The organism is Xanthomonas sp. 3793 (assembly GCF_024806835.1).
Lineage (GTDB): Bacteria > Pseudomonadota > Gammaproteobacteria > Xanthomonadales > Xanthomonadaceae > Xanthomonas > Xanthomonas arboricola_F.
The window spans coordinates 376065-402207 of the sequence record NZ_JANTYU010000004.1 but is presented as its reverse complement, the minus strand read 5'-3'; the positions used below and the strand labels follow the sequence as shown (position 1 = coordinate 402207).

Below are 26143 nucleotides of genomic sequence, written 5' to 3'. Positions count from 1 at the left end.
TTTTTCCGGGAACCTCCATGTCCAACAGCACGACCAAAGGCCACGATGGCGAGCGCGCATTGGCGCTTGCAACGCTGGCGATCCATGGAGGGCAGTCGCCAGATCCCAGCACCGGCGCAGTGATGCCGCCGATCTATGCGACGTCCACCTACGCGCAGTCCAGCCCGGGCGAACATCAGGGCTTCGAGTACTCGCGCACCCATAACCCGACGCGCTTCGCCTACGAGCGCTGCGTTGCCGCGCTGGAAGGCGGCACGCGCGCATTCGCGTTTGCTTCGGGCATGGCCGCCACCTCCACCGTGATGGAGCTGCTGGATGCCGGCAGCCACGTCGTGGCGATGGACGACCTGTATGGCGGTACCTTCCGCCTGTTCGAGCGTGTGCGTCGTCGCACCGCCGGCCTGGATTTCAGCTTCGTCGACCTGACCGACCCGGCCGCCTTCGAAGCCGCAATTGGTCCCGACACCAAGATGGTCTGGATCGAAACCCCGACCAACCCGATGCTCAAGCTGGTCGACATTGCGGCGATTGCCGCCATCGCCCGCAAGCACGGCCTGCTGATCGTGGTCGACAACACCTTCGCCTCGCCGATGCTGCAGCGCCCGCTCGGCCTTGGTGCGGACATTGTCGTGCATTCGGCCACCAAGTACCTCAACGGCCACTCGGACATGGTGGGCGGCATTGCGGTCGTTGGCGACAACGCCGAACTTGCCGAACAGATGGCGTTCCTGCAGAACTCCATCGGTGGCGTGCAAGGCCCGTTCGACAGCTTCCTTGCGCTACGCGGATTGAAGACCTTGCCGCTGCGTATGCGTGCGCACTGCGAGAACGCCCTGGCGCTGGCGCAGTGGCTGGAAACCCACCCCGCCATCGAGAAGGTGATCTATCCCGGCCTGGCCTCGCACCCGCAGCACGCACTGGCCAAGCGCCAGATGTCCGGCTTCGGCGGCATCGTCTCCATCGTGCTCAAAGGCGGGTTTGAGGCAGCCAAGCGCTTCTGCGAAAAGACCGAACTGTTCACCCTGGCCGAATCGCTCGGCGGTGTGGAAAGCCTGGTGAACCATCCCGCCGTCATGACCCACGCCTCGATCCCTGTGGCCCGCCGCGAGCAGCTTGGTATCAGCGATGCGCTGGTGCGGTTGAGTGTGGGGGTTGAGGAGCTAGCGGATTTGCGGATGGATTTGGAGCGGGCTTTGAGTTTCTGACCGCGCGCAGACACCGCTTGCCTCATCTGTAACGAACGGACATCCAAGTGAAAAACATGCTTCTGGCGCTCTGGCGCTACCGCTTCTTCGTATTCTCCTCGATCGGCAACGAATTGCGGTTGCGCTTCATTCGCAGCAAGCTCGGCGGGCTATGGATGATTATCCATCCTCTGGCGCAGGTGTTGATCTTTGCGCTGATCCTGTCGGAGGTGCTGGCGGCGAAGCTGCCCGGCATCGATAACAAATATGCCTACGCTCTCTACTTGATGGCGGGCACGCTTGGCTGGACGTTGTTCGCCGAGATACTTGGAAAATGCCTCAACCTCTTCATTGAAAGCGGTAACCTGATGAAGAAAATGGCATTTCCGAGAATCTGTCTGCCCTTCATCGCAGGAGGGAGTGTGCTTGTAAATAATGCACTCCTGGGTGTTGCGATATTTGGCGTATTTGCCGTGCTGGGGCATGTACCCGATATTCAGGCCCTATGGCTGCCTGTGCTGATGCTAATAACCCTTTGCTTGGGTCTAGGTATTGGCATGGTTCTGGGAATATTGAACGTCTTTATGCGTGATGTGGGGCAAGTTGTTCCAGTAGTGTTGCAAGCGCTTTTCTGGCTTACTCCTGTGGTCTACAACGTAAACATCCTGCCGCCTTCGGTGCAGCACTTCTTTAAGTTGAACCCGCTTTATCCACTGATCACGAGCTACCAGAATGTTCTGGTATTTGGTAAGCCGCCAGAGTGGGCGGGTTTAGGGTGGTTGGTGATTGCCGCCCTGCTCTTGATGAGTTTTGCTTTACTAATGTTTAGAAAGGCAAGTCCTGAAATGGTGGATGTCTTATGAGTGGCATGTTGACCGTAGATGGCATTGGAAAGGCATATCGACGGTGGGGTAGCGAGTGGGCGCGTGTCGCGTCGTGGTTAGGTGTGCCGACGCGACCAGCGGAGGAGCATTGGGTATTGCGCGGTGTGAGTTTTTCGATTGCTTCCGGCGAGACCGTTGGCATCGTCGGTCATAACGGTGCAGGAAAGAGCACGTTGCTCAAGTTGATTACCGGAACAACTAGGCCAACCGAAGGTTCAGTTGTCTGTACCGGCAAGATTGCGGCAATTCTGGAACTGGGGATGGGGTTCAATGCTGACCTGACAGGCCGGGAAAATGCTTATCACTCTGCAGGGTTGATGGGCTATGGTCATGCTGAAATCGAAGCTGCCATGCCTGCGATCGAAGAATTTGCCGAGGTTGGCGAATATTTCGATCAGCCGATGCGCACTTACTCTAGCGGTATGCAAATGCGGGTGTCTTTCAGCGTCGCAACGGCGTTCCGACCAGACATACTCATTGTGGATGAGGCGCTTTCGGTAGGCGATTCTTACTTCCAGCACAAGTCGTTCAAGCGGATTCGCGAGTTCCGTGACCTCGGCACCACGTTGCTGCTGGTCTCCCATGATAGCTCGGCGATTCAGGCGATTTGTGACCGCGCCATTCTGCTCGATTCTGGAAAAGTGCTATTGGATGCAGCGCCGGACGACGTCATGGATTACTACAACGCCCTGATTGCCGAACGGGAGAATGCCTCGCTGGTAGTGAATAAGCATGCGTCCGGGCGAGAGCAAGTGGTGTCGGGCTCGCGCGAGGCGACGGTCGATTCGATCGCGCTTTTCAACGAAGCCGGAATGCCTGTGGAGGTCGTCGAGGTTGGACAGCAGGTATCGCTGCGCGTAGGCGTCAGAGTGCATGCGGACATTGAGCGTCTTGTGCTCGGATACATGATAAAGGATCGTCTGGGGCAAGCGGTTTTCGGTACGAACACGCACTATACGGAACAGCCACTTGGGCAACTGCGCGCAGGGGAGCTCGTCGAGTACGAGGTTCGTTTCAGCGCTGCGTTGGGTCCTGGCAGCTATTCTGTCGCCACTGCCTTGGTCAGCACCGAAACCCATTTGGTCAACAACTACGAATGGCGGGAACTGGCGTTGACATTTTCGGTAATCAATGCAAATAGCCCAAACTTTGTCGGTGTTGCTTGGATTCCTCCCGTAATCGAGGTGCTGCGCTGATGTCAACGTTTATCAGCTACGCGCAGAACTTTGAAGACGTTATTCTCCACCGTGCTTTTTCCGGGGTGGAGAGCGGAGTCTATGTCGATGTAGGAGCCCAGCATCCAATCCACGACTCTGTCACGCGAGCGTTTTATGAACGGGGGTGGCGCGGAATCAACATTGAGCCCGTGGAGGAGTGGCATGCGCTGTTGGCCGTGGATCGTCCCGACGACATCAACCTTCCGGTTGTAGTCGGTGCAAGCTCAGGCGAAGTGACATTTTATCGGGTGCTCGACAGCGGTCTGTCCACGATGGACGCCGCCATGGCGCGAGACTATGCCGCCCAAGGAGCGCGGGTGTCCGAAACCGCCGTGCCTATGCGGACCTTGACCGATGTCATTGAGCAGGCTGCGCTGAGCACGGTTCAATTTCTAAAGATCGATGTGGAGGGTGCCGAAGGCGAGGTGCTGCGTGGGATGGATTTTTCGAAAATCAGGCCATGGGTGGTGGTCATCGAATCAACGATGCCAAACACCCAGACCGACGTGTCGCACGAGTGGTCCCACCTCGTGCTGGATGCGGGATATGACGAAGTCTATTTCGACGGTTTGAACCGTTTCTATCTTGCGCGGGAACATGCCGATCTTTCCGAACGCTTTGCGGTGCCGCCCAATTGCTTCGATTTATTTGTCAGGTACGCCGATTGGGAGCGCGGCGAGCAAGCCAGGAAGCTCGCGCTGGAACTCGATGCCACACGTGACCGAATTACCGAGCTCGGTGAAAAAATCGCTAGCGTCAACGATCAATTGGTTTTCGCTCAGCGTGAGGTAGCTTCATCGCGCATCGCCTTGGCCGAGACGAGAGACACGTTGCGCGAAAGCGAGCGAGTGGCGCATTACTGGTGGCATACGGCGGAAGAGATGCGGTCTGAAATTTCCCTGATCAAGTCCAGCCGGAGCTGGAGATTGACTGTGCCTTTGCGTGTTGGTTTGCGCCAAAGCGCCCAGCTGTTGGTCAGTGCATCTAAGCGCAGGACGCGGCGCTTGCTTATGCGCGCGATACGCTTCGCTCTGATCCGCCCCGCGATCAAAAAGCCGCTCGCGGCCGTTCTGCGAAAGCAGCCTGCACTGATGTTGCGATTGAAGCGGTTCGCCGTTCGCGCCGGGCTTGCGGTCGAGATGGGGCCCTCAGCGGTTTCTGTCGACGGTCTGCCTGCGAATGCCCTCAAGCGAGCGCAGCTCTCGCCCCGTGCCAATCGGATCCTTATCCAACTTGAGCAGGCGATGGCGGAGAGGAAGCGCTGATGCGTATCGTCATCGACATGCAGGGCGTGCAGAGCGAGAGTCGCTTTAGGGGAATTGGGCGGTACTCTGCCGCATTGGCTCAGGCCATGGTGCGCAACGGCAAGGGTCACGAGTTCTGGCTTGCCGTAAATGGGCACATGCCTGGGATTGACGAGTTGCGCGAGGTGTTCGACGGACTGCTTCCGCAGTCGCGGATAGTCTCCTTCACTACCCCAGCCCCTACCCATTGGCAGGAGGGTTGCAATACCTGGCGGCGAGAGGCTGCTGAACGTGTGCGTGAAGCATTTTTGCGCGACCTGCTGCCGGATATGGTGCATGTATCGAGCATGATCGAAGGAGCTCAGGATCAGGTGGTGACGTCGATCGGTCATCAGTCTGGGGTCAGGACTGCTGCCACGCTTTACGATCTGATCCCTTTGCACAATCCCGAGTATCTTGCAGCCGAATGGGTCAAAGACTGGTACAGCTCCAAGATCGCCTCATTGAAGCGGGCCGACCTTTTGCTCGCGATCTCCGAGCACGCACGTGCCGAGGCAATCGAGTCACTGGGACTGGACGTGCAGCGTGTTGTCAATATTTCGTCCGCTGCCTCCGAAATATTTCGTCCACACGTCTTGTCGAATGAAGAGCGGGCAGCGCTCCTATCGCGCCACGGGATCCAGGATCGCTATGTAATGTACAGCGGCGCGATGGATAGCCGTAAGAACGCCGGTCGGCTTGTCGAGGCATTTGCCGGATTTCCTGCCGAAAAGCTCCGCGCCTGCCAATTGGTGATAGCCGGCAAGCTTCCCCCGCTCGAACAGGAGCGGCTACAGCTGCTTGCGCGCCGTTATGGACTTTCCGAAGATCGCATCGTGTTTGCCGGTTACGTTTCTGACAAGGAGCTGGTGCTCCTGTATGCGGCAGCCGAGCTATACGTGTTTCCTTCGCTTTATGAAGGGTTCGGGTTGCCGGCGCTCGAGGCTATGGCCTGCGGTACCGCGACCATAGGGTCGTCCTTGACCAGTGTGCCCGAGGTAATTGGTCGCAGCGATGCGTTGTTCGACCCATGCGATGTGCAAGCCATCAGGAGCAGCATGTTGCGCGTCTTGTCTGACGAAGCTTTTGCGCAGAGCCTCCGTGAGCATGCCGCGGTGCAAGCCGGCAAGTTTTCTTGGGATGCCAGTGCGCGCCGCGCGTTGGAGGCCTTCGAGTCCAGGCACGAAGCGCTGGTACACACACCGCTGTGGCCAGTTGCGGTACAGACAGTGGAGCGTGGTGAGGCGGAGTTGGTTAAAGAGATCGCGGCGCTTGGCAGCGACGCTGCAACACCGGCTCAGCAAGATCTGGTCGATGTCGCTGCAGCGATTGCAGAGAATCAGGTCACTGCGTTGCAAGCGCATCGCTACCACGGCGATCTTCCCCTCCGGTTGCGGTGGCGTGTCGAGGGGCCATTTGACAGCAGTTACAGCTTGGCTCTGGTCAATCGTGAATTGGCATTGGCGCTGAGAGAGCGTGGTAACGACGTCGCTCTACATTCGACCGAAGGGCCGGGCGACTTCGCGGCGGATGCCCAGTTTCTCGCTTCCAGGCAGGATGTCGCGCAACTGCACGCGCGCGAGCCTGCTTTGCCGCCGGCAGAGGCGGATGTCAGCAGCAGGTTGTTGTATCCGCCCCGCGTTGCGGACATGCGCTCGCGGTTCAATCTGCTCCACGACTACGCGTGGGAAGAATCCGAGTTCCCTTGGGAGTGGGCCGACGCCTTCAACGACGCACTGCAAGGGATAAGCGCACTGTCGCACCATGTCGAAAAGATCCTGATCGACAGCGGAGTAAGCATCCCCATCTCTGTGGGCGAAGCAGGGGTCGATCATTGGACGCGCGTGCATAGTGATAAATCATATCCGTGCGAGGGCAAGAAATTTCGTTTCCTGCATGTCTCTTCGTGTTTCCCGCGTAAGGGTGCGGATGTGTTGCTAAAGGCATTCGGTGATGCGTTCAATAGCAGTGATGACGTAACGCTGGTAATTAAAACCTTCGCGAATCCGCATAACGAAATTAGGCGTTGGGTAGAAGAGGCGCGTGGAGCGCGTGAGGATTTTCCCGATGTTCGCATCATCGAAGAAGATCTTTCTGAGCCTCGCTTGAAAAGATTATATGAGACATCGCATGTCCTGGTTGCGCCAAGTCGGGCGGAAGGATTCGGGCTGCCGATGGCGGAAGCCATGATGTCGGGTCTAGGGGTGATTACGACTGGTTGGGGGGGGCAGCTGGATTTTTGCAACGAACAAACCGCTTGGCTAGTGGACTACTCGTTTGAAAGGGCGCAGAGCCATTTCGGGATGTTCAACTCAGTGTGGGCGGAGCCTGATCGCGACCATCTTGCAGAGATCATGCGAGAGCTTCACCGATTGCCTGACGAACAGCGAATGTTTAAGGTTAAAAAAGCTCAGGCGTTGCTTTTAGAGCGGTTCCAATGGGAAAACGTCGCTGCGCGGACCGAAAACCTTGTGCGCCAGATTGCCGCCAGCCCGCCTCGACGTAGCGCGCCAGTGACAGCTTGGGTCAGCTCGTGGAAAACGAAGTGCGGCATTGCAAGCTACTCCGAGCATCTCATCGGCAATCTCGGTTACGGAGTACATATCCTTTCTCCTCATGCAACTGATCAGCTTGAGCCCGATGCAATGAATGTCCACCGCTGCTGGGATTCCTCGGCCCCAGATGACTTGTTGGGACTCGAGGCTTCACTCCACGCAGTCAATGCCGAGGTTGTGGTAATTCAGTTTCAGTACGGCTTCTTCGAGTTCAAGGCGCTGAGTCGTCTCCTGCAAGCACAGAAACGAGCGGGACGCGCCATTGTAGTCATGATGCATGCGACACAGGATCCTGTGCACGTTCCAGAGCGTAAGTTAGCCATGTTGGTTGATGCGTTACGTCTGTGTGACAGAATCTTGGTGCATTCGGTAAGTGATCTCAATCGACTTAAAGTGCTTGGGCTTGTGGATAATGTTGCAATTTTCCCGCATGGAATCGTTGATCTACCCGTCGTGCCGGCCGGGACAAAAAAAACGACCGGGCGTCGATTCCGTTTGGGGTCATACGGATTCTGCCTTCCACATAAGGGGCTGCCGCAGCTAATTGAGGCGGTCGCATTGCTGGTGGCGCGGGGTCACGACGTAAGTTTGAGAATGGTTAATGCCATATATCCAGTCGGTGAATCTGAGAAGCTTGCCGTGGAATTACGTGACTTAGTTTCCCGTCTAGATCTGGCTGAAAGAGTGGAATTTCACATGGACTATCTGCCGGAAGCGCTTTCGTTTGAATTGTTACATGACACTGACCTGATTGTATTCCCGTATCAGGGCACTGCGGAATCATCGAGCGCCGCAGTGCGTTACGGTTTGGCGACCACCCGGCCAGTCGCAGTTACACCAATTGCCATCTTTGACGATGTTGGCGACGCGGTCGTTCGCTTGCCAGGCACGGACCCGGCGCACCTGGCTTCAGGGCTTGCAGCGATAGTAGAGAATTCCAGGCTGTTGGACGAGAGCAACCAGGTAGCGCTGAAATGGCGCGAAGCGCATCGATACTCGCGGTTGGGGCGACGGCTGTCGAATATAATTCGTGCATTGTGCTCCCAGAGAGTTGACGCTTCCTTCCTGTCTCGGTCCAGTTAAATAATATCCAAAAAATGAGTTTTTACTTTAAGAGAGTATGTAAATGAAAAAAGCGATCGTTACCGGTATCAGTGGTCAAGATGGCGCTTACCTGGCGCAGTTGCTATTGGAGAAGGGTTATGAGGTGTACGGCACTTTCCGTAGAACGAGTTCGGTAAACTTCTGGCGAATGGAGGAGCTGGGGGTCGCGTCCCATGCAAATCTACACTTGGTTGAGTACGATTTGACCGACCAAGGTGCAACGTTTGCATTGGTTAGTAAGGTGCGGCCGGATGAAATCTATAACCTGGCGGCTCAAAGTTTTGTCGGTGTGAGCTTCGAGCAGCCTGCCACGACCGCGCAAATCACCGGTGTGGGAGCACTGCATCTACTGGAGGCGATTCGGCTCATTGATCCTTCGATTCGTTTTTATCAGGCATCTACCTCGGAGATGTTTGGTAAGGTGCAGGCTATTCCGCAGGTTGAAGAAACTCCCTTCTATCCCCGTAGTCCATATGGTGTGGCCAAGCTATATGCGCATTGGTTGACGGTGAACTATAGGGAAAGCTACGACATCTTTGGCTCCAGTGGAATACTGTTTAACCACGAAAGTCCGTTGCGTGGACGCGAATTCGTGACTCGCAAAATTACAGACTCGGTTGCCAAGATTAAGCTTGGAAAACTGGAGTGTATGGAGCTTGGAAACCTGGATGCAAAGCGTGACTGGGGGTTTGCAAAGGAGTACGTCGAAGGGATGTGGCGAATGCTGCAAGCGGATCAGCCGGACACATTTGTACTGGCAACCAATCGTACTGAAACTGTGCGAGATTTTGTACGAATGGCTTTCAAGGGCGCAGGAATGCACGTCGAGTTTCGTGGCAACGACGAAAATGAAGTTGCCATTGATCAGTCCAATGGGAAAGTCGTGATGCGCATCAACCCGCGCTTCCATCGCCCGGCGGAAGTCGATCTGTTGGTCGGCGACGCAAGCAAAGCTCGGGCGGTGCTGGGTTGGACTCCCAAGACGACGTTGGAAGAACTGTGTCAGATGATGGTCGAAGCGGATTTGCGAAGGAATGAGCGTGGCTTCTCTTTCTAGTTCTCCACTCAGGGTCTTAGTGACCGGTGCATCGGGGTTTACCGGACGATATGCGTGTGCCGCACTTGAGGATGCCGGTTATCGGGTAGTCGGCTGGGGGAAAGGACTGGATGCCGACGTTGACCTTACCCAAAAGCAACAAGTACTCGAGGCTGCGCTTATGGCGCAGCCGCATTACGTTCTGCATCTAGCAGCTAAGGCGTTTGTTGCGCACGATGACGTTGATGAAATTTACAACATCAACGTATTGGGTACGCGAAACATTCTGAGCGCCCTTGCTACTCTCGCTCATCGTCCGAAACACACCGTATTGGCAAGCAGCGCCAATGTGTATGGAAACGTCGAGGGTAATGTCGACGAGAGCTTTGCTGTCAATCCTCAGAATGACTACGCTGTCAGCAAGTTATCGATGGAATACATGGCTAAGTTATGGGGCGGGCAACTAGCGATGACCATCGTGCGCCCATTCAATTACACAGGCAGAGGGCAGGACGAAAAGTACCTGCTGCCAAAGATTGTTTCGCATTTTCAACGGAGATCAGATTTCATTGAGCTTGGAAATCTGGACGTCATACGTGATTTCAACGACGTAAGGAATGTGGTTGACACGTATGTTGCATTGTTGCCAATGGTTGGAAATGGCGACGTGTTCAACGTTTGCTCGGGGGTCGAGACATCCTTGAATGACGTGGTTCTGACGTTGGAGAGTCTATCCGGACACTCTTTAGATGTTCGGGTGAATCCGAGCTTTATTCGTCCAAACGATGTCCGCCGTTTGGTGGGTGATGGCGGCAAGCTGAAGAAAGTGATTGGTGCGATAGCAGCAAGACCCCTGAAGGAAACTCTGCGATGGATGCTCGAAGCGCCCAATGGAGATCAGGATATGAGGGAGGGGTAGTATGGAAATTGAGAAATTTTGTCGGAGCATGTCTGCATATGTGCAGAGGCCGAAGTCTCAAAGGCTGCTGACTGGGGCTGCATCGGCCTTTTTGGTCTTCAATTTATTAGTTTTGATAGGTTACCTGTTCTTCGGTTATCAAAATACTTTCCACACTGACGCGTCGACCAAGAATCTCCTGGCGCAGGAAATGCTTGAAACTGGCCGCTTTTTTCCTCCTGAGTGGAACTATGCCAATAGAGACCTGATGATTGTTTTTGGTCAGGTCCTGATACTGCCGCTACTTCTTTTTTTCAAGAACGGCTTTGTACTTCACGCTGTTTCCGGTCTGTGCTTCTCGCTTGCAATATTGATTGCCTTGTGGAAGCTGACCGCGCTCCTTTCAACGGTCAAGTGGCAGCGCATTGCTACGATCGCCGTCATAGTGGGCGGTGTTTCACTTTCTTTCTCCGAGAATATTTTCGGGCAGGTTGCCTATGGCGCGGTGCTATTATTGGCCGGACTGCTGATATTGTTGACTTGGCGAACGCTTTGCAGTGAAGGTCATGCGCTGGCCTTAAATGGATTGCTTCTTCTGGGTTTGGTAACGCTTGCAACTTGGAATAATCCGCAGCGAGCCGTTATTTCATATACCCTGCCCCTAGCGTTTTCCGTCGCATGCCATCTATTATCTTCCTGGGGGGGGGCGCTCTTTCGTCAGCGAGTGCGTGCAACAGCTGTTGTGTACCTTGCGATTATTCTCGGTACGGTATGTGGTGCGCTACTTAGCTGGTGGGTCATCTTGAATGTCCAGAATAATAATGGGGTGGCTTCGGCACGGTGGCTTAGTTATGACGGCGGATTTCATAACTTGGTTGAGTCTTTCCAGGGGTTGATGGGGATGTTTGGCGGTATCCCGGATACTGGGGCAGAGGTGGTTTCAGTGGCTGGCGTGTACCAAGCCCTGAGGCTGTTATGTAGTGTTGCGTTGATCATATTGGTGCCCGTAGTGATCTATCACAGGGTGCGGGATGATTCGGCTTCTGTCAGATTCATCGTGCTTTTTACGGTCGTCCAGGCATTTGGATGCCTTTTTCTTTATGTGGCGACCACGATTCCAGACATGAATGACCCGGTTACTTCGGCTAGATATCTCGCGCCGTCTGTGATTTTGGGTGTAGTAATTTTATATACGGCACCGTTGCGGATTGGGAGGCCGTTACAGGGTTTATTCATAGTTTCGACGATGCTTGTTTTGATTTCCAATGGTGTGGTTCGGCCAAACAAGGAAGCTATGCCGATCCGTGCTCGTTCCAATGATCATGCAGACATCGTCGCGGGCCTGAGAAGTAATCAGCTGAAGTATGGTTACGCCAGCTATTGGAACTCTGGAGTCTATACGGTACTTAGCGAAGGTGATTCGAAAGTTCGTCAGATTCTCATTATCGACGGCCTGCCAATTCCCATGCGTCATCTAGGGTCAAATCGATGGTACGAAGCCGAAACATGGAGCGGGCCCAGTTTCCTCCTGCTGGATAAGGCAGAGTCGGAAAAGGTGAATTGGGATGTTATGCGTACATTGATGGGTGAGAAAGAGAGGAAAATTCCAGTTGGAAATTTAACCGCATTCGTATATTCAAAGAATGTCGCAGCAGTGCTGCCAAACTGGAGTCGTAATTTTAAGAGCCCGGTCACCTATCGTGCCACCCCCGGAGCAATGTATAACCAGGGTCATTGGGATGAAGGGAAAAAGGCGGTAATAAGTATGAGGGGTGAAGTCGGCTTCATCGCGTATGGACCTTATATTCACTTGCCCAAAGGTCGTTACCGCGCCGAGTTCCATTTAAGGACGGTGGATGCAGCTAATGGAGTAGAAGTGGGCGTCGTTGACGTTGTGAGCAATAGCGCAACTTCGCGTCTTGCAATTATGCCGATCAAGGCAAGCGCTGATCAGAGTCGCGTCCTTGATTTCACATTAGAGCGTTCTGCCGAAATTGTGGAAATTCGGACATACGCCAATGGAGTTGGAAGCTTGGAATATAAAGGGGTTACATTGACTCCCTTATCGTCTGCTGATGAGAGCTAAATCAGATCCAGCCTGCTGACGTAGGGCAGGTGGGCACTTGGTTGCCCACCTGCTCGATGTGCTGGCGCAGATTAAATTGTTGTAATCATATGGAAGCTAAAGCGGCGTCCGCCGCCTGCATTACCTCTTGAATGTGGGCCTCAAGGCCAACCCAGAGCGGTAGGCGGACGAGTCTACTGCTAATGTCTTCTGTGACCGCAAGGTCACCATGACTGCGGGAAATTTCCTTTCCTTTTGGTGATGAATGCAGCGGCACGTAATGAAATACAGAGGCAACACCTAGATTTCGCAACTTTTCAATAAAGCTTGTGCGGGCGCTCAAATTCGGCAATAGGATGTAGTACATGTGGGCATTGTGCTCGCAGTTATCCGGGACAACTGGACGGCGTAGCACGCCTGCCTGCTCATGCTTATGTGCCCAAGCATGATATCTGTCCCAAATTCCAAGCCTGCGCTGGGTAATTTCCTGGCCACTATCCAATTGTGCAGCGAGAAAAGCGGCTATCAGTTCGCTCGGGAGATAAGAAGATCCGAGGTCGACCCAGGTGTACTTGTCGACTTGGCCACGTAGAAAGCGGCTACGGTTAGTGCCCTTCTCACGAATGATCTCGGCACGTTCCGCATTGGCTGGATCACGGACAAGTAACGCGCCGCCCTCACCAGAGATCACATTCTTGGTTTCATGAAAACTGAGGCAGCCGTAGTCACCAATGCCGCCCAAGGGACGGCCCCGATAGGTCGAGTAGATGGCCTGTGCCGCATCCTCGACTACCGGCAGGCCATGTCGTGCTGCGATCTCCATGATGGTATCCATCTCGCATGCCACGCCTGCGTAGTGGACCACGCATATCGCCTTTGTCCGCGCAGTGATTGCAGATTCGATCTGAGCCTCATCCAGATTGAGGGTGTCTGGTCTGATATCTACGAAGACTGGCACGGCGCCGCGTAGCGCAAACGCGTTGACCGTAGATACAAACGTGAACGATGGAAGGATTACCTCATCGCCAGGTTTCAGGTCCAGCAGGATTGCAGCCATTTCGAGTGCAGCAGTACAAGAATGTGTCAGCAGCGCTTTGGGGACTGCGCAGATTTCCTGCAGCTGCTGATGGCATTTTTTGGTAAACGGACCATCGCCGGAAAGATGGCCCGCACGATGAGCGGCTGCAATGTTTTCAAGCTCGCCGCCGGTCATGAATGGTTTGTTGAACGGGATCAAAAAAATCTCCGGGTAATCCTAGCGGACGCACTCTAGGATGCAGTGAGTGTAAGGAACATAGAGCAGATCTGTGCGTATCCGATATTCGACCCGAGAAAAATGCTGGCGCGCTATGCCTGCATAATTGTCGGGCGTACGAATGTTCTGCCCGCGATCTTTCAAGACCAGCTTTCGCGCGATGGGAGATTGATCAGGTATCAACGTCCCATCCATCGATATGAATCTTCCGCCTGGTTTGAGGCGTTCGTAAGCTGTTTGAATCAGTTTGGACGCAACTTCATCATCCAGATGATGTAGCACCCCCATTGCCAGTACGAGGTCTGCAGACGGTTCGTCGCTTGGCGGACGATAGTCTGCAATATCCATGCACTCGAAGGTGCCCCGATTCGGATGGTTTCGCCTCGCCGATTCCACGTAGGACATCGACAAGTCGAAACCGTGGTAGTCGATGCCTTGGGGCAGATGAGAGAGCAGTTCCCCGGTTCCGCAGCCGATATCCAGCACTACATCACCAGGCTTGGCACGAATGTGATCGTTGGAAAAGTGCTTCCGGGCCTTCTCCGCTCCCAAGGCGGTTTGAAGTAGGTTGTACATACTCGGTGCAGAGAGAATAGCGTGCAAACCATCCGTTTTTTGAGCCATTTTACGCTCCAGCTGATCGTGAGACTACGATGACTCCTGCAATGATCAGAATCGTCCCGGCGATCTTATGCCAGTCCATGGTTTCCCGAAACGCCCACGTGGAGAGAATTGCAACGATCGGAAAGCTCAGGGACGTGAAGGGGTAGGCCTTGCTGAGCGGCATCCGTCCGATGGCCGCCATCCAGCACAGCGACGCCCCGAATGCTGCTGCAAAAGCGCTGATCACCCAGGGATTGAGCAATAGCATGATGATGCCACGCCAGTTGCTGCCGGCAATGGTAGAGTCCGGGTTTAAGCCGACTTGCCATTTTAAAGTGAGCTGGCCGTAGATCGTGAGCAGGATTGTCAAGGCAATGAATACGTAGCTCATAAGATCAGGAGAGGCCGTGTGTTGTAAGGGATAGCGCTGATGCCGACTTCGATGGCATCACGTGGTAGGTGTCGTAAGCGTTGAATAGGGAAAAGCCCAGGCGCGCCCACACTTGTTGCACCCGGTAGTTCCACACCTGAGTGCTGATTATCAGCTCTTTACAGCCTCTTTCGTACGCGTATGCGGCGATCCAGGTCAGCCCTTTGGTATAGATTCCCTTGCCCGCATGCGCAGGGTGGACTGCATTGAGGACAACCTCGCACTGCTGGATCTTGCTGTCGATTGAACACGTGAGAAAGCCGGCTGCGTCTGTTCCGGATACCGCCAGGCAGGTAAAGCGGTCTGTCTGGCCAGCAGCCAGGTAGGCACAGGCCCACTGGATGTATCCCTCAAGGATCTGATCCGGCGGTAGTCTGCGATTGGCGTTGTAGTGGCTGCGGTAGCCACCGAAGCCGTCGCGTGCAATGTGCTGCAGCTCTGCTACATCGGAGGCATCCGCAAGCCGAAACACGACCTCGGCTCCTGTACCGACCGGCGTGGACGAGCTGTCGACGGGCAGGGGCAGGCGGTAGTACACGAGCGTGTCCGCGTGGAGTACTTGAAATCCGCTGTCTGCCAATGCGGAAACCGTCGTGTGTGCGCCGGCAGGCACGCGTAGTACGGTGATATCCAGCATCTGTTCGCCGATCGATTGGGCGATGCGATCGGACATCCCGATATCAGATTCCAATCGAGTACGCCCGATCCTTAATCCAAAACGATCCGTCTCTATGCCCGAAAAAACAACTGGCTCGTTCACGGCTGGTGATCCGTGGTCGTAGAAATCACGTAGTGAGGACGCTGTTTGGCGCTGCTGAAGATGCGTCCTACGTAAAGTCCCAACACGCCTACGCTCGCCAGAATTGCACTTCCAATGAGCCAGACGGAGGCTATGATGCTTGTGAATCCAGCTACCTGCGTGTCGCCGACCCAGTAGCGAGAAATGCTGAAAGCCACGACTCCGATCGATAGCAGCGCGAAGATCAAGGCCGCCCCAACCACCAGGCGAAGTGGCTTATCCGAGTAAGAGAGTGCGATGCTGGCTGCGAGCCTCAGGAGGCGACGCAATGTGTACCCGCTATTGCCTGCATCCCTGGCCTCATGAGTGACCGGTACTTGCGCAGTCTTCAAGCCTGTCCAGCGAACCAGCATCGGCAGAAACCGTTCTTGCTCCGGCATTGCAATGATGACGTCGACGGTCTTTCTGCTGTAAGCACCAAAGTTCGCCGTGGTGTGGTCGTATGTTGCGCCCGTCAACCATCCCAGAAATTTGTAGAAGGCGAATGACCCTGCGCGTTTGAAGGCCTTGTCTTGACGCTGCACACGTTGAGCCAGAGCAATCTCGGTATCGCCGCGCAATGCGGCGAGCAGATTGGGTATTTCTTCCGGGCGATCCTGCAGGTCGCAGTCCATGACGACGACCTTCAAGCCTTTGGAGATGGCAAGTCCCGCAGTGATCGCGGCGTGCTGCCCGAAGTTTCTGCTCAGTCGAACCCCGATGACCGATTCCCGATGCTGGGCGATCTCACTGATACGCGACCAAGCGCCATCGGGACTTGCATCATCCACCAAGATGATTTCGTAACTTGAAGCTATCGGAGCAAGCGCCTGCTCGATACGCTCTACAAGAAGCTCGAGGCAATCCTTACAGCCATAAATGGGCGACACGACCGAAACCTCTGGCCTCGTTGCTGAGGACAAAGGTGTGGCAGGCGGTCGTGATTCAAAGTAAGCAGGCAAACATTCCCCCTAGAATTTCGCCGAGTGCCCGCATGGATCGGGCACCGGCCGTGATCAGTTTTAAAGCCGAGTGATCGGTACTTCTCCGACGCAGAATCGCTGCTCAAAGAGCCGTTTCCAGCTCCGGCAGCAAGGTGAACAAATCCCCCACCAACCCGATATCGGCGATCTCGAAGATCGGCGACTCCGGATCCTTGTTGATGGCCACGATGGTGCCGGCGTCCTTGATGCCGGTCAGATGCTGGATCGCGCCGCTGATGCCGATCGCCACGTAGAGCTCGGGCGCGATGATCTTGCCGGTCTGTCCGACCTGCAGCTCGTTGGGCACGTAGCCGGCATCGACCGCCGCACGCGAAGCACCCACGGCGGCACCGAGTTTGTCGGCCAGGCTGTAGATGTGCTTGAAGTTCTCTGCCGAGCCGACGCCGCGACCGCCGGACACCACACGCTTGGCGCTCTGCAGGTCGGGGCGGTCGGAGTTGCCTGCAGCCAGGCCGATGAAGCGGGTGTGCGTCGGCAGTGCGACATCGATGCTGGCGGACTCGACCGCTGCGCTTCCGCCGGTAGCCGCTTCCGGCCACGAGGCGCTGCGCACGGTTGCCACCACGACCTGGTCGGACGGCGCCTTCACGGTGATGATGGCGTTGCCGGCGTAGATCGGGCGCTTGAAGGTATACGCATCTTCGACCGTCATCAGGTCGGAGATCTGGTTGACGCCCAGCAGCGCGGCCACCACCGGCATCAGGTCCTTGCCGAAGGTGGTGGAGGGGCCGAACACGTGGGTGTAGCCCTGACCGGCGAGCTGGGCGATCTGGGGTCCAAGCACCTGCGCGACGGCGTGTTCGTTGGCAGCGTTGGTCACCGTCAGCACGCGGGCAACACCCCCCAACTGAGCGGCCTGGGCGGCAACGGCCGCAGGTTCGGCGGCCAGCACCACCACGTCGATCGACTCGGGCGATACGGCCAGGGCGGCGCTCAGGGTCTTGGCGGTGGCCGCGTTGAGCTGGCCGTTGAGGTGTTCGGCGACGACAAGAATCTTGGCCATTACAGCAACCCCTTCTGCTTGAGTGCGGCCACCAGCTCGGCGGCGTCCTTGACCATCACGCCGCGGCTGCGCTTGGCCGGTGCCGCGTAGTGGGTGGTGGTCAGACTGTCGTGCGCGTCCACGCCCAGATCGGCGAAGGCCAGGGTCTCCATCGGCTTGCTCTTGGCCTTCATGATGTCCGGCAGCTTGATGAAGCGCGGCTCGTTCAGGCGCAGATCGGTGGTGATCACCGCCGGCAGGTCCACTTCCAGCGTTTCCAGGCCGGCATCCACTTCGCGCGTCACCGTGGCCTTGCCATCGGCAACCACCAGCTTGCCGGCGAAGGTCGCCTGCGGGCGACCCCACAAGGTGGCCAGCATCTGGCCGGTCTGGTTGGCGTCATCGTCGATGGCTTGCTTGCCCAGGATCACCAGATCGGGCTGCTCCTTCTCGACCAGCTTCAGCAGGGCGCGTGCAGCAGTCAGTGGCTGGATGGCCGCATCGGTGACCACGTGGATGGCGCGGTTGGCACCCATGGCCAGGCCGTTGCGCAGGTGCGCGGCGGCATCGGCCGGCGCGAGAGTGGCGACCACTACCTCGGTGGCAATGCCGGCATCGCGCAGGCGCAACGCTTCTTCGAGGGCGATTTCGTCGAACGGGTTCGGCGACAGCTTGACGCCGTCGGTCACCACGCCGGAGCCATCCGGCTTGACCTGAATGCGGACGTTGTAGTCCACCACGCGCTTGTAGGCGACGAGGATTTTCATCGTGTACGAGATCCTTCAGCTATTGCGGGAAGGCCCGGCCGCGGCGGCAGGCTCGGGAGTGCGGCCATTCTAACCGGGGCGACGGCACCATGCGATGGCGTATGGTGATGCGGTGCAGCAGGGTCGAAGGGCGTGCACTGCTCAACGCCGGACCAAACCCGTTGCAGCGTATATCCTGTGCGGCTTGAAAAGCGGAGCGCGGTCGACCGCGCGACTAGGAGAGACGGATCGTGGCAACCTGGCTTGTAACCGGCGGAGCCGGCTTTATCGGCGGCAATTTCGTTCTGGAAGCCGTCTCGCGTGGCATGCGTGTGATCAATCTGGACGCGCTTACCTACGCTGGAAATCTGAACACGCTGGCGTCAATCGCCGACGACCCGAATCACGTGTTCGTCGAGGGGGACATCGGCGATGGTGAGTTGGTCGCCAAGCTGCTGGAGGAGTATCGGCCCGATGCGGTGCTGAACTTTGCCGCCGAGAGCCACGTGGACCGCTCGATCGACGGGCCTGGAGCGTTCATTCAAACCAACGTAGTCGGCACGCTCGCGCTTCTGGAAGCGGTGCGTGATCATTGGAAGACGTTGCCTCCCGGGCCAAAGGACACCTTCCGCTTTCTGCACGTCTCCACCGACGAGGTCTACGGCACGTTGGGAGAGACCGGGAAGTTCACCGAAACCACGCCGTACGCCCCGAACTCGCCGTATTCCGCATCGAAGGCGGCGTCGGACCATCTGGTAAGGGCGTTTCACCATACCTACGGCTTGCCGGTGCTGACCACCAATTGTTCGAACAATTACGGTCCGTACCATTTTCCGGAAAAGCTCATTCCACTGGTCATCGCCAAGGCGCTGGCCGGTGAACCGCTGCCGGTCTATGGCGATGGCAAGCAGGTGCGCGACTGGCTGTTCGTGAGTGACCACTGCGAAGCGATCCGGACGGTTTTGGCCAAGGGTAAGCCGGGCGAAACCTACAACGTGGGCGGCAATTCCGAGCGGCAGAACATCGAGGTGGTGCGCGCCATCTGCGTCCTGCTCGATGAGCTGCGCCCTCGTCAGGACGGTAGGTCGCGCGAAAGCCAGATCACTTACGTCACCGATCGACCTGGCCACGACCGCCGCTATGCAATCGATGCGTCGAAGCTCAAGGAACAGTTGGGATGGGAACCCCGATACACCTTCGAACAAGGTGTCCGCGAGACGGTGGAGTGGTACCTGGCGCATCAGGACTGGGTCGATGGGGTCCTGGACGGAACTTATCGCATGCAACGTTTGGGTGGCATGGTCGACACTCAGGAATGAGCATGTCCTCTACCAATCTATGAGAACCATATGACGCAACGTCGAGGCATCATCCTGGCCGGGGGCTCCGGTACCCGCCTTTATCCCATTACCAAAGGTGTCAGCAAGCAGTTGCTGCCGGTGTACGACAAGCCGATGATCTACTACCCGTTGAGCGTTCTGATGCTCGCCGGGATTCGGGAGGTGTTGATCATCAATACGCCGCATGAGCAGGCGCTGTTCAAGGCGCTGCTTGGTGACGGTTCCCAATGGGGGATGTCGATTTCGTATGCCGTGCAGCAAAGCCCCGATGGCCTTGCGCAGGCCTATTTGATCGGCCGCGATTTCGTCGGCGGCAAGCCGAGCTGCCTGGTATTGGGCGATAACATCTTCCACGGTCACGGGCTGACGGAGATGCTGCGCCGAGCCGATGCGCGCAGCGATGGCGCAACCGTATTTGGATATTGGGTCAACGATCCAGAGCGATACGGAGTGGCAGAGTTCGATGCAGACGGCAAAGTTGTGGGTATCGAGGAAAAGCCGGCTGTGCCCCGTTCCAATTACGCGGTTACCGGGTTGTACTTTTACGACGGCAGAGCTGCCGAATATGCGGCGGAGCTGACGCCATCAGCGCGTGGCGAGCTGGAGATTACCGATCTCAATCGACGCTACCTGGACGAGGGCGACCTGCATCTGGAGGCGCTCGGGCGCGGTTATGCATGGCTGGACACAGGAACACACCAATCGTTACACGAAGCATCCAACTTCATCGAAACGATCCAGGCGCGGCAGGGTCTGCAGGTCTGCTGCCCGGAAGAAATCGCCTTCGGCCAAGGATGGATCGACCTCACCGAACTTGAGGCACTGGCTGCCCCTCTGCTCAAGAACGGGTATGGGCGTTATCTCAAGGAGCTGGCCCTCCGAGGAGCCAAGTCGTGAAAGTCGTCGCCACCGCACTGGCCGATTGCTACGTCATCGAACCCGCAGTCCATGCGGACGATCGTGGCTTCTTCTTCGAGGCCTGGAATCACGAGCGGTTCAAGCAACATGGGCTCAACATGCAGTTCGTCCAGAGCAATGTGTCGTGCTCCGGGAAAGGCGTCATTCGCGGCCTTCACTATCAATGGCCCCGCCCGCAGGGAAAGCTGATCAGCGTTCTGGAGGGCGAGGTGTACGACGTTGCCGTGGATATCCGCGTCGGCTCGCCCAGCTTCGGCCAATGGGAGGCGGTGATACTCAGCAGCGAAAATCGCCGGCAATTCTGGATTCCCGAGGGGTTTGCGCACGGTTTCGCAGTGCTTTCGGAGACCGCGGTCTTCAATTACCTGTGTACCGACGTCTACGTGAAAGAAGCCGATGCCGGGCTGCGCTGGGATGATGCGCGCTTTGCAATCGATTGGCCGATCACTGACCCGATCCTTTCGAAAAAGGATGCGGATGCACCGTTTTTGGATCAGGTTGCCGTTGAGCAGCTTCCGCGCTATCGCTCACCATGAGCATTTTGCTGCTGGGCGCGAACGGACAGCTTGGCCGCGAGCTGCAGCGTGCGCTCGATGGAGTTGCCGAGCTGCAGTTTGCAACCCGTGATGGTGTGCTCGCCGACGGGCGACCATGCGTGGCTGCCGATCTGGATCATCCGGGGCGTTTGCAGAACGTGCTCGACCGGCTGGCTCCGTCTTGTGTTGTGAATGCTGCTGCCTACACTGCGGTGGATGGTGCGGAATCAAATCCCTTCGCGGCCAGACGAGTGAATACGGACGCTGTCGGCGCGATCGCGGCTTGGTGTACATCCAATCGTGCGGCGCTAGTGCATTACTCCACCGATTACGTCTTCGACGGGCAAGGCAGCGCGCCCTATCGCGAAGACTCGCACACCTCGCCGCTGGGCGTGTATGGCGAAACCAAGCTCGCAGGCGAGCAGGCGATCCGGGAGTCGGGTGCCCAACATCTGATCTTGCGCACTGCCTGGGTGTATGCCTCGCATGGTGCCAACTTCCTGCGCACGATGCTGCGCGTGGGTGCAGAGCGCGACGAGTTGCGGGTGGTGGCCGACCAGATCGGTACACCAACGCCTGCTGCCTTGATTGCCGATGTCACCGCGCAGTTACTGCGTCAGCGCAGTCCAGATACGTCGGGGACCTGGCACCTGACGGCGGCGGGCCAGACCAGTTGGCACGGGTTTGCCGAGGCCATCTTCGATCAGGCCGTCGCGGCAGGCTTGCTCGCGCGCGCGCCGCGTGTCGTGCCGATCACCACAGCGGACTATCCGACGCCAGCGAAGCGGCCGGCATACTCGCGGTTGTCGGTCGACAAGCTGCAGAACGATTTCGGTATCGTATTGCCGCAATGGCAGGCCGGCTTGCAGCAGGTGATTGCCGAGTTGGCTGCGGCCAATCGTTGACGGCAGCGCCCGGGTCGCGGTGATGCCGCGGACCAGATCCACAACGAAAGACAGCCGGGAATCCCGGCTGTCTTTTGTTCAGAACAGATAGCGCAAGCGAGCGGTCAAGCTCGGCCGTAGGTATCTTCAAAACGCACGATGTCGTCTTCGCCCAGGTAGCTGCCGGACTGCACTTCGATCAGCTCCAGCGGCAACTTGCCCGGATTGCGCAGGCGATGGGTCACGCCCAGCGGGATGTAGGTACTCTGGTTTTCGGTCAGCAGCAGGACCTCGTCGCCACGGGTGACCTCGGCGGTTCCGCTCACCACGATCCAGTGTTCGGCGCGATGGTGGTGCATCTGCAGGCTCAGCACCGCACCGGGTTTGACGGTGATGCGCTTGACCTGGTGGCGCTGGCCCATGTCGATCGAATCGTAGGCGCCCCACGGACGATAGACCTTGCGATGCCAGGTGGCCTCGGAACGGCCAGCCGTCTTGATCTGGCCGACCACGTCCTTGACCTCTTGGATGCGATCGCGATGACCGACCAGCACGGCGTCCGGCGTCTCGACGACGACCACGTCTTCCAGGCCGACCATGGCGATCAGGCGCGAGCCGTAGGCGTAGGTATTGCGGCAGTCGACCTGGATCACGTCGCCATGATGCGCGTTGCCGTGGGCGTCCTGCTCGGACACATCCAGCAGCGACGACCACGAACCGACATCGTTCCAGCCGGCATCCAGTGGGACCACGACCGCATCGGCGGTCTTTTCCATCACCGCATAGTCGATCGAATCCGACGGGCTGGCTGCGAACGCGTCCTTGTCCAGGCGGGTGAAGTCGGCATCGCGCTTGCCGTTTTCCCAGGCTTTCTGGCAGGCATCGGCAATGGCCGGGTGGAACTTGCGCAGTTCCTCCAGGTAACGCGAGGCACGGAACAGGAACATGCCGCTGTTCCAGTAGTACTCGCCGCTGGCGAGGTAACCCTGCGCGGTGGCCAGGTCGGGCTTCTCGACGAAACGCTCGACGGCGGTGGCGCCCGTGCCGGCACCGGCCTTGATATAGCCGTAGCCGGTTTCGGGCGCGGTCGGCTTGATGCCGAAGGTGACCAGCTTGCCTTGCTCGGCCGCACCAGCTGCTGCCGTCACCGCGGCTTGAAACGCGGCTTCATTCTGAATGACGTGATCGGACGGAAGGACCAGAAGCAGCGGGTCGGCGCCATTGCGCATGGCTTCCAGGGCTGCGACTGCGATCGCTGGGGCGGTATTGCGCCCCTTGGGCTCCAACAAAATGGCTGAGGGCTTCACGCCCAGCTGCTGCAACTGCTCGGCTGCCATGAACCGATGTTCTTCGTTGGCAACCACGATCGGCGCATGGCCTGCGACCGGAGCCGAGCGCAGCCAGGTCGCCTGCAACATGCTCTTGTCGCCGACCAGCGGCAGGAACTGCTTGGGATAGGATTCGCGCGACAGCGGCCACAGGCGCGTGCCGGAACCGCCGGACAAAATGATGGGTAGGACGTCGCTCATGGGCGGGGGAAACTCCAAAGTGCGTCTATGGGTGGGAGAGGAGAGTGAATCAACCGCGCAGCAAGTCGGAAATCTCTTGTGTGCGGCTTTCCAGCAGTGCGGCATCGCCGCGCGTTTCCACGTTCAGGCGCAACAGCGGCTCGGTGTTGGAGCTGCGCAGGTTGAAGCGCCACTGGCCGAAATCCGCACTGATGCCGTCGGTGTAGTCCAGCTCGGGCGACAGGTCGGCGTAGTGTTCCATCACGCGGGCAACCGAGGCCTTGGCATCGGCAACCTTGAAGTTGATCTCGCCGCTGCACGGGAACTTCTGCATGCGCGCTTCGACCAGGTCGGCCAGCGAACGACCGGACTGCGACACCAACTCGGCGATCAGCAGCCACGGGATCATCCCGGAGTCGGCGTAGGCGAACTCGCGGAAATAATGGTGCGCACTCATCTCGCCGCCATACACGGCGTTTTCGCTGCGCATCTTTTCCTTGATGAAGGCGTGGCCGCTCTTGCACAGCACCGGAATGCCGCCGGCTTCTTCGACCTGCTCCACCGTGTTCCAGGTCAGGCGCGGATCGTGCACGACCTTGCCGCCGGGCTGTTTGGCCAGGATCGCCTGGGCCAGCAGGCCGACCAGGTAATAGCCTTCGATGAAGCGGCCGGTGTGGTCGAAGAAGAAGCAGCGATCGAAGTCGCCATCCCACGCGATGCCGAAGTCGGCGCCGTGATCCTTGACCGCCTTGGCGGTCGCATCGCGGTTTTCCGGCAGCAGCGGGTTGGGAATGCCGTTGGGAAAGTTGCCGTCCGGTTCATGGAACACACGCACGAATTCGAATGGCAGATGCGGTGCAAGCAGGTCCACGATCAGGCCCGCGCCGCCGTTGCCCGCATTGACGACCAGCTTGAGCGGCTTGAGCGTGCTGCGGTCGACGTAGCTGAGCAGGTGCTCCAGATAGGCGGTCTTGTCGGTGCGGCTCTGCTCGCTTGCGGTAGGCTCGCCGGCTGCGGCGGTATCGGCAGCAACCGTGTCGCGGATCGCGAACAGGCCGGTATCGGAACTGATCGGCCGGGCCTGCTCGCGCACCAGCTTCATGCCGTTGTAGTCCATCGGATTGTGGCTGGCGGTGACCATCACGCCGCCGGCGGCCTTGAGGTAATCGGTCTGGAAATAGACCTCCTCGGTACCGCACAGGCCGATGTCGATCACCTCGCGGCCGCTGGCACGCAGGCCTGCCGACAGCGCTTCCTGCAAGGCCGGGCTGGCCAGGCGCACATCGTGGCCCAGGACCACGGGCCCTTGATCCAGCTGCGCCGCCAGTGCCACGCCGATCCGGCGGGCCAAGTCCTCGTTGAGTTCATCCGGCACGCGGCCGCGAATATCGTAGGCCTTGAAGGCGGGTAGCGTCATGGGCAATTCCTTTGGTGGGGGACAGCCGAGTTTAGCGGGTGCGCCGTGTCTTGGGTGTGGCGGAATTGCGACCGGGGACAGGGAACAGTCAGCGGCTAGAATGGGCGTTTACATCAGCGAGGCGAGGGCGGTGATGCGCAACGATGGAGAGGGTGAGGCCGGCGGTAAACGCTATGCCGACGCAACGGCGGCGCTGGATGGCGTGCTGGCCGATGGCCAGACGCTGGCGGTGGGCGGCTTTGGTTTGTGCGGGATTCCCGAGGCCCTGATCGCCGCCGTGCGCGACAGCGGGGTCGGCGGATTGACGGTGATTTCCAACAACGCCGGCGTCGATGGATTCGGGCTCGGTCAACTCCTGGCCACCCGGCAGATCCGCAAGATGATTTCGTCCTACGTGGGCGAAAACAAGGAATTCGAGCGCCAGTATCTGGCTGGCGAGCTCGAGCTGGAATTCAATCCGCAGGGCACCCTGGCCGAGCGCCTGCGTGCGGGCGGTGCGGGAATTCCCGCGTTCTACACCGCTACCGGCTACGGCACCATCGTGGCCGAGGGCAAGGAAACCCGGCAATTCGACGGCAAGCACTATGTGCTGGAAACGGCGCTGCATGCCGATGTCGCGCTGGTGAAGGCGTGGCGCGCCGACACCGCCGGCAACCTGGTCTTCCGCAAGACCGCGCGCAATTTCAACCCGGCCTGCGCCATGGCTGGCCGCGTCTGCATTGCCGAGGTCGAGGAAATCGTGGAGCTGGGCACGATCGACCCGGACCAGGTGCATCTGTCCGGCATCTACGTCGACCGGCTGGTGCTCAACACCGCACCGGAAAAACGCATCGAACAGCGCACCGTGCGCGAAGGACAGCACTGATGGCCTGGACCCGAGATCAGATGGCCGCACGCGCGGCACGCGAATTGACCGACGGCGCTTACGTCAACCTGGGCATCGGCCTGCCGACGCTGGTGGCCAATCACATCCCCGATGGCGTGGACGTGTGGCTGCAATCGGAAAATGGCCTGCTCGGCATCGGCCCGTTTCCTGCCGAAGACGAAGTGGATGCCGACCTGATCAATGCCGGCAAGCAGACCGTGACCGCGCGCGCCGGTGCCAGTTACTTCGGCAGCCATGACTCGTTCGCGATGATCCGCGGCGGCCATGTCGACCTGGCGATCCTTGGCGCGATGCAGGTCACCGACCGCGGCGACCTGGCCAACTGGATGGTGCCCGGCAAGATGGTCAAGGGCATGGGCGGGGCGATGGACCTGGTGGCCGGCGTCAAGCGCGTGGTGGTGCTGATGGAACACGTGGCCAAGGACGGCAGCCACAAGATCCTGCCCGAGTGCGACCTGCCATTGACCGGCGTGGGCGTGGTCGACCGCATCATCACCGACCTGGCCGTATTCGATGTCACCGCCGATGGACTGGTCTTGGTGGAAGCGGCCGATGGAGTGGGGCTGGAGGAGTTGCGTGCCAAGACGGGCGTGAGTTTCACCTCGCAGCGATAAGCGAGGCCGATGTCAT

General features: G+C 58.1%; 23 protein-coding genes. 14 read left to right on the top strand and 9 right to left on the bottom strand.

The window, feature by feature from the left end:
• Positions 1-17: 17 nt before the first annotated feature.
• Genes FHY18_RS15215 through FHY18_RS15180 form a run of 8 tightly spaced genes read left to right on the top strand, consistent with a single transcriptional unit; the run spans position 18 to position 12247 of the window.
• Positions 18-1205: a cystathionine gamma-synthase gene (locus FHY18_RS15215; RefSeq protein WP_259156537.1), complete on the top strand. Its 1188-nt coding sequence runs from the start codon at positions 18-20 to the stop codon at positions 1203-1205.
• A gap of 47 nt (positions 1206-1252) precedes the next feature.
• Entirely contained in the window at positions 1253-2047 is a 795-nt protein-coding gene (locus FHY18_RS15210) for an ABC transporter permease (RefSeq protein WP_259156535.1), read from the top strand.
• Positions 2044-3264, top strand: a complete 1221-nt coding sequence (locus FHY18_RS15205; protein WP_259156534.1) for an ABC transporter ATP-binding protein — start codon at positions 2044-2046, stop codon at positions 3262-3264. Before FHY18_RS15210 ends, FHY18_RS15205 begins: the two co-directional genes overlap by 4 nt.
• Positions 3264-4550: an FkbM family methyltransferase gene (locus FHY18_RS15200; protein ID WP_259156533.1), complete on the top strand. Its 1287-nt coding sequence runs from the start codon at positions 3264-3266 to the stop codon at positions 4548-4550. The genes FHY18_RS15205 and FHY18_RS15200 overlap by 1 nt, the downstream gene beginning before the upstream one ends.
• Positions 4550-8206, top strand: coding sequence for a glycosyltransferase (locus FHY18_RS15195; RefSeq protein WP_259156531.1), 3657 nt, complete (start codon positions 4550-4552; stop codon positions 8204-8206). Before FHY18_RS15200 ends, FHY18_RS15195 begins: the two co-directional genes overlap by 1 nt.
• 43 nt (positions 8207-8249) lie before the next feature.
• Positions 8250-9284, top strand: coding sequence for a GDP-mannose 4,6-dehydratase (gmd, locus tag FHY18_RS15190; RefSeq protein ID WP_259156529.1), 1035 nt, complete (start codon positions 8250-8252; stop codon positions 9282-9284).
• On the top strand, positions 9262-10182 hold the full coding sequence (locus FHY18_RS15185; protein WP_259156526.1) for an NAD-dependent epimerase/dehydratase family protein: 921 nt from the start codon (positions 9262-9264) through the stop codon (positions 10180-10182). The genes gmd and FHY18_RS15185 overlap by 23 nt, the downstream gene beginning before the upstream one ends.
• A gap of 1 nt (position 10183) precedes the next feature.
• A complete protein-coding gene (locus FHY18_RS15180) occupies positions 10184-12247 on the top strand; it encodes a hypothetical protein (RefSeq protein WP_259156524.1) in 2064 nt (687 codons plus the stop codon).
• An 85-nt stretch (positions 12248-12332) separates the two neighbouring features.
• Here the strand turns inward: FHY18_RS15180 and rffA are convergent, their stop codons facing one another.
• The 7 genes from rffA to FHY18_RS15145 all read right to left on the bottom strand — a co-directional run bounded on the left by rffA (position 12333) and on the right by FHY18_RS15145 (position 18045).
• Complete coding sequence (rffA, locus tag FHY18_RS15175) at positions 12333-13463, bottom strand: dTDP-4-amino-4,6-dideoxygalactose transaminase (RefSeq protein WP_259156521.1); 1131 nt, start codon at positions 13461-13463, stop codon at positions 12333-12335.
• Between the two features lie 18 nt (positions 13464-13481).
• Entirely contained in the window at positions 13482-14105 is a 624-nt protein-coding gene (locus FHY18_RS15170; protein WP_259156519.1) for a class I SAM-dependent methyltransferase, read from the bottom strand.
• 1 nt (position 14106) lies between these two features.
• A complete protein-coding gene (locus tag FHY18_RS15165; protein ID WP_115555341.1) occupies positions 14107-14475 on the bottom strand; it encodes an EamA family transporter in 369 nt (122 codons plus the stop codon).
• Positions 14476-14479: 4 nt separating this feature from the next.
• A complete protein-coding gene (locus FHY18_RS15160; RefSeq protein WP_259156518.1) occupies positions 14480-15274 on the bottom strand; it encodes a GNAT family N-acetyltransferase in 795 nt (264 codons plus the stop codon).
• The gene (locus tag FHY18_RS15155) at positions 15271-16182 is read right to left on the bottom strand and encodes a glycosyltransferase family 2 protein (protein ID WP_259156517.1); all 912 of its coding nucleotides are present in this window, start codon (positions 16180-16182) and stop codon (positions 15271-15273) included. The genes FHY18_RS15160 and FHY18_RS15155 overlap by 4 nt, the downstream gene beginning before the upstream one ends.
• Before the next feature lie 175 nt (positions 16183-16357).
• Entirely contained in the window at positions 16358-17299 is a 942-nt protein-coding gene (locus tag FHY18_RS15150; RefSeq protein WP_259156516.1) for an electron transfer flavoprotein subunit alpha/FixB family protein, read from the bottom strand.
• Positions 17299-18045, bottom strand: coding sequence for an electron transfer flavoprotein subunit beta/FixA family protein (locus FHY18_RS15145; protein WP_104615412.1), 747 nt, complete (start codon positions 18043-18045; stop codon positions 17299-17301). Before FHY18_RS15145 ends, FHY18_RS15150 begins: the two co-directional genes overlap by 1 nt.
• A 230-nt stretch (positions 18046-18275) precedes the next feature.
• On the opposite strand from FHY18_RS15145, the gene rfbB reads away from it, so the two are divergent.
• The 4 genes from rfbB to rfbD are packed head-to-tail and all read left to right on the top strand — an operon-like array spanning position 18276 to position 21723.
• Positions 18276-19343 carry a dTDP-glucose 4,6-dehydratase gene (gene rfbB, locus FHY18_RS15140; RefSeq protein ID WP_259156515.1) on the top strand — a complete coding sequence of 356 codons (1068 nt, stop codon included), beginning with the start codon at positions 18276-18278 and terminating at the stop codon, positions 19341-19343.
• A 30-nt stretch (positions 19344-19373) separates the two neighbouring features.
• Complete coding sequence (gene rfbA, locus FHY18_RS15135; RefSeq protein WP_259156514.1) at positions 19374-20261, top strand: glucose-1-phosphate thymidylyltransferase RfbA; 888 nt, start codon at positions 19374-19376, stop codon at positions 20259-20261.
• Positions 20258-20818 carry a dTDP-4-dehydrorhamnose 3,5-epimerase gene (gene rfbC / locus FHY18_RS15130; RefSeq protein ID WP_259156513.1) on the top strand — a complete coding sequence of 187 codons (561 nt, stop codon included), beginning with the start codon at positions 20258-20260 and terminating at the stop codon, positions 20816-20818. Before rfbA ends, rfbC begins: the two co-directional genes overlap by 4 nt.
• Entirely contained in the window at positions 20815-21723 is a 909-nt protein-coding gene (gene rfbD, locus FHY18_RS15125; RefSeq protein WP_259156512.1) for a dTDP-4-dehydrorhamnose reductase, read from the top strand. The genes rfbC and rfbD overlap by 4 nt, the downstream gene beginning before the upstream one ends.
• Positions 21724-21827: 104 nt before the next feature.
• Here the strand turns inward: rfbD and FHY18_RS15120 are convergent, their stop codons facing one another.
• Both FHY18_RS15120 and FHY18_RS15115 read right to left on the bottom strand, forming a co-directional pair.
• Positions 21828-23231, bottom strand: coding sequence for a mannose-1-phosphate guanylyltransferase/mannose-6-phosphate isomerase (locus FHY18_RS15120; protein ID WP_259156510.1), 1404 nt, complete (start codon positions 23229-23231; stop codon positions 21828-21830).
• A gap of 49 nt (positions 23232-23280) precedes the next feature.
• Positions 23281-24627, bottom strand: a complete 1347-nt coding sequence (locus FHY18_RS15115) for a phosphomannomutase (RefSeq protein WP_259156509.1) — start codon at positions 24625-24627, stop codon at positions 23281-23283.
• Between the two features lie 133 nt (positions 24628-24760).
• On the opposite strand from FHY18_RS15115, the gene FHY18_RS15110 reads away from it, so the two are divergent.
• The gene (locus FHY18_RS15110; RefSeq protein WP_259156987.1) at positions 24761-25492 is read left to right on the top strand and encodes a CoA transferase subunit A; all 732 of its coding nucleotides are present in this window, start codon (positions 24761-24763) and stop codon (positions 25490-25492) included.
• Positions 25492-26127: a CoA transferase subunit B gene (locus FHY18_RS15105; RefSeq protein ID WP_259156508.1), complete on the top strand. Its 636-nt coding sequence runs from the start codon at positions 25492-25494 to the stop codon at positions 26125-26127. The genes FHY18_RS15110 and FHY18_RS15105 overlap by 1 nt, the downstream gene beginning before the upstream one ends.
• Positions 26128-26143: the final 16 nt, after the last annotated feature.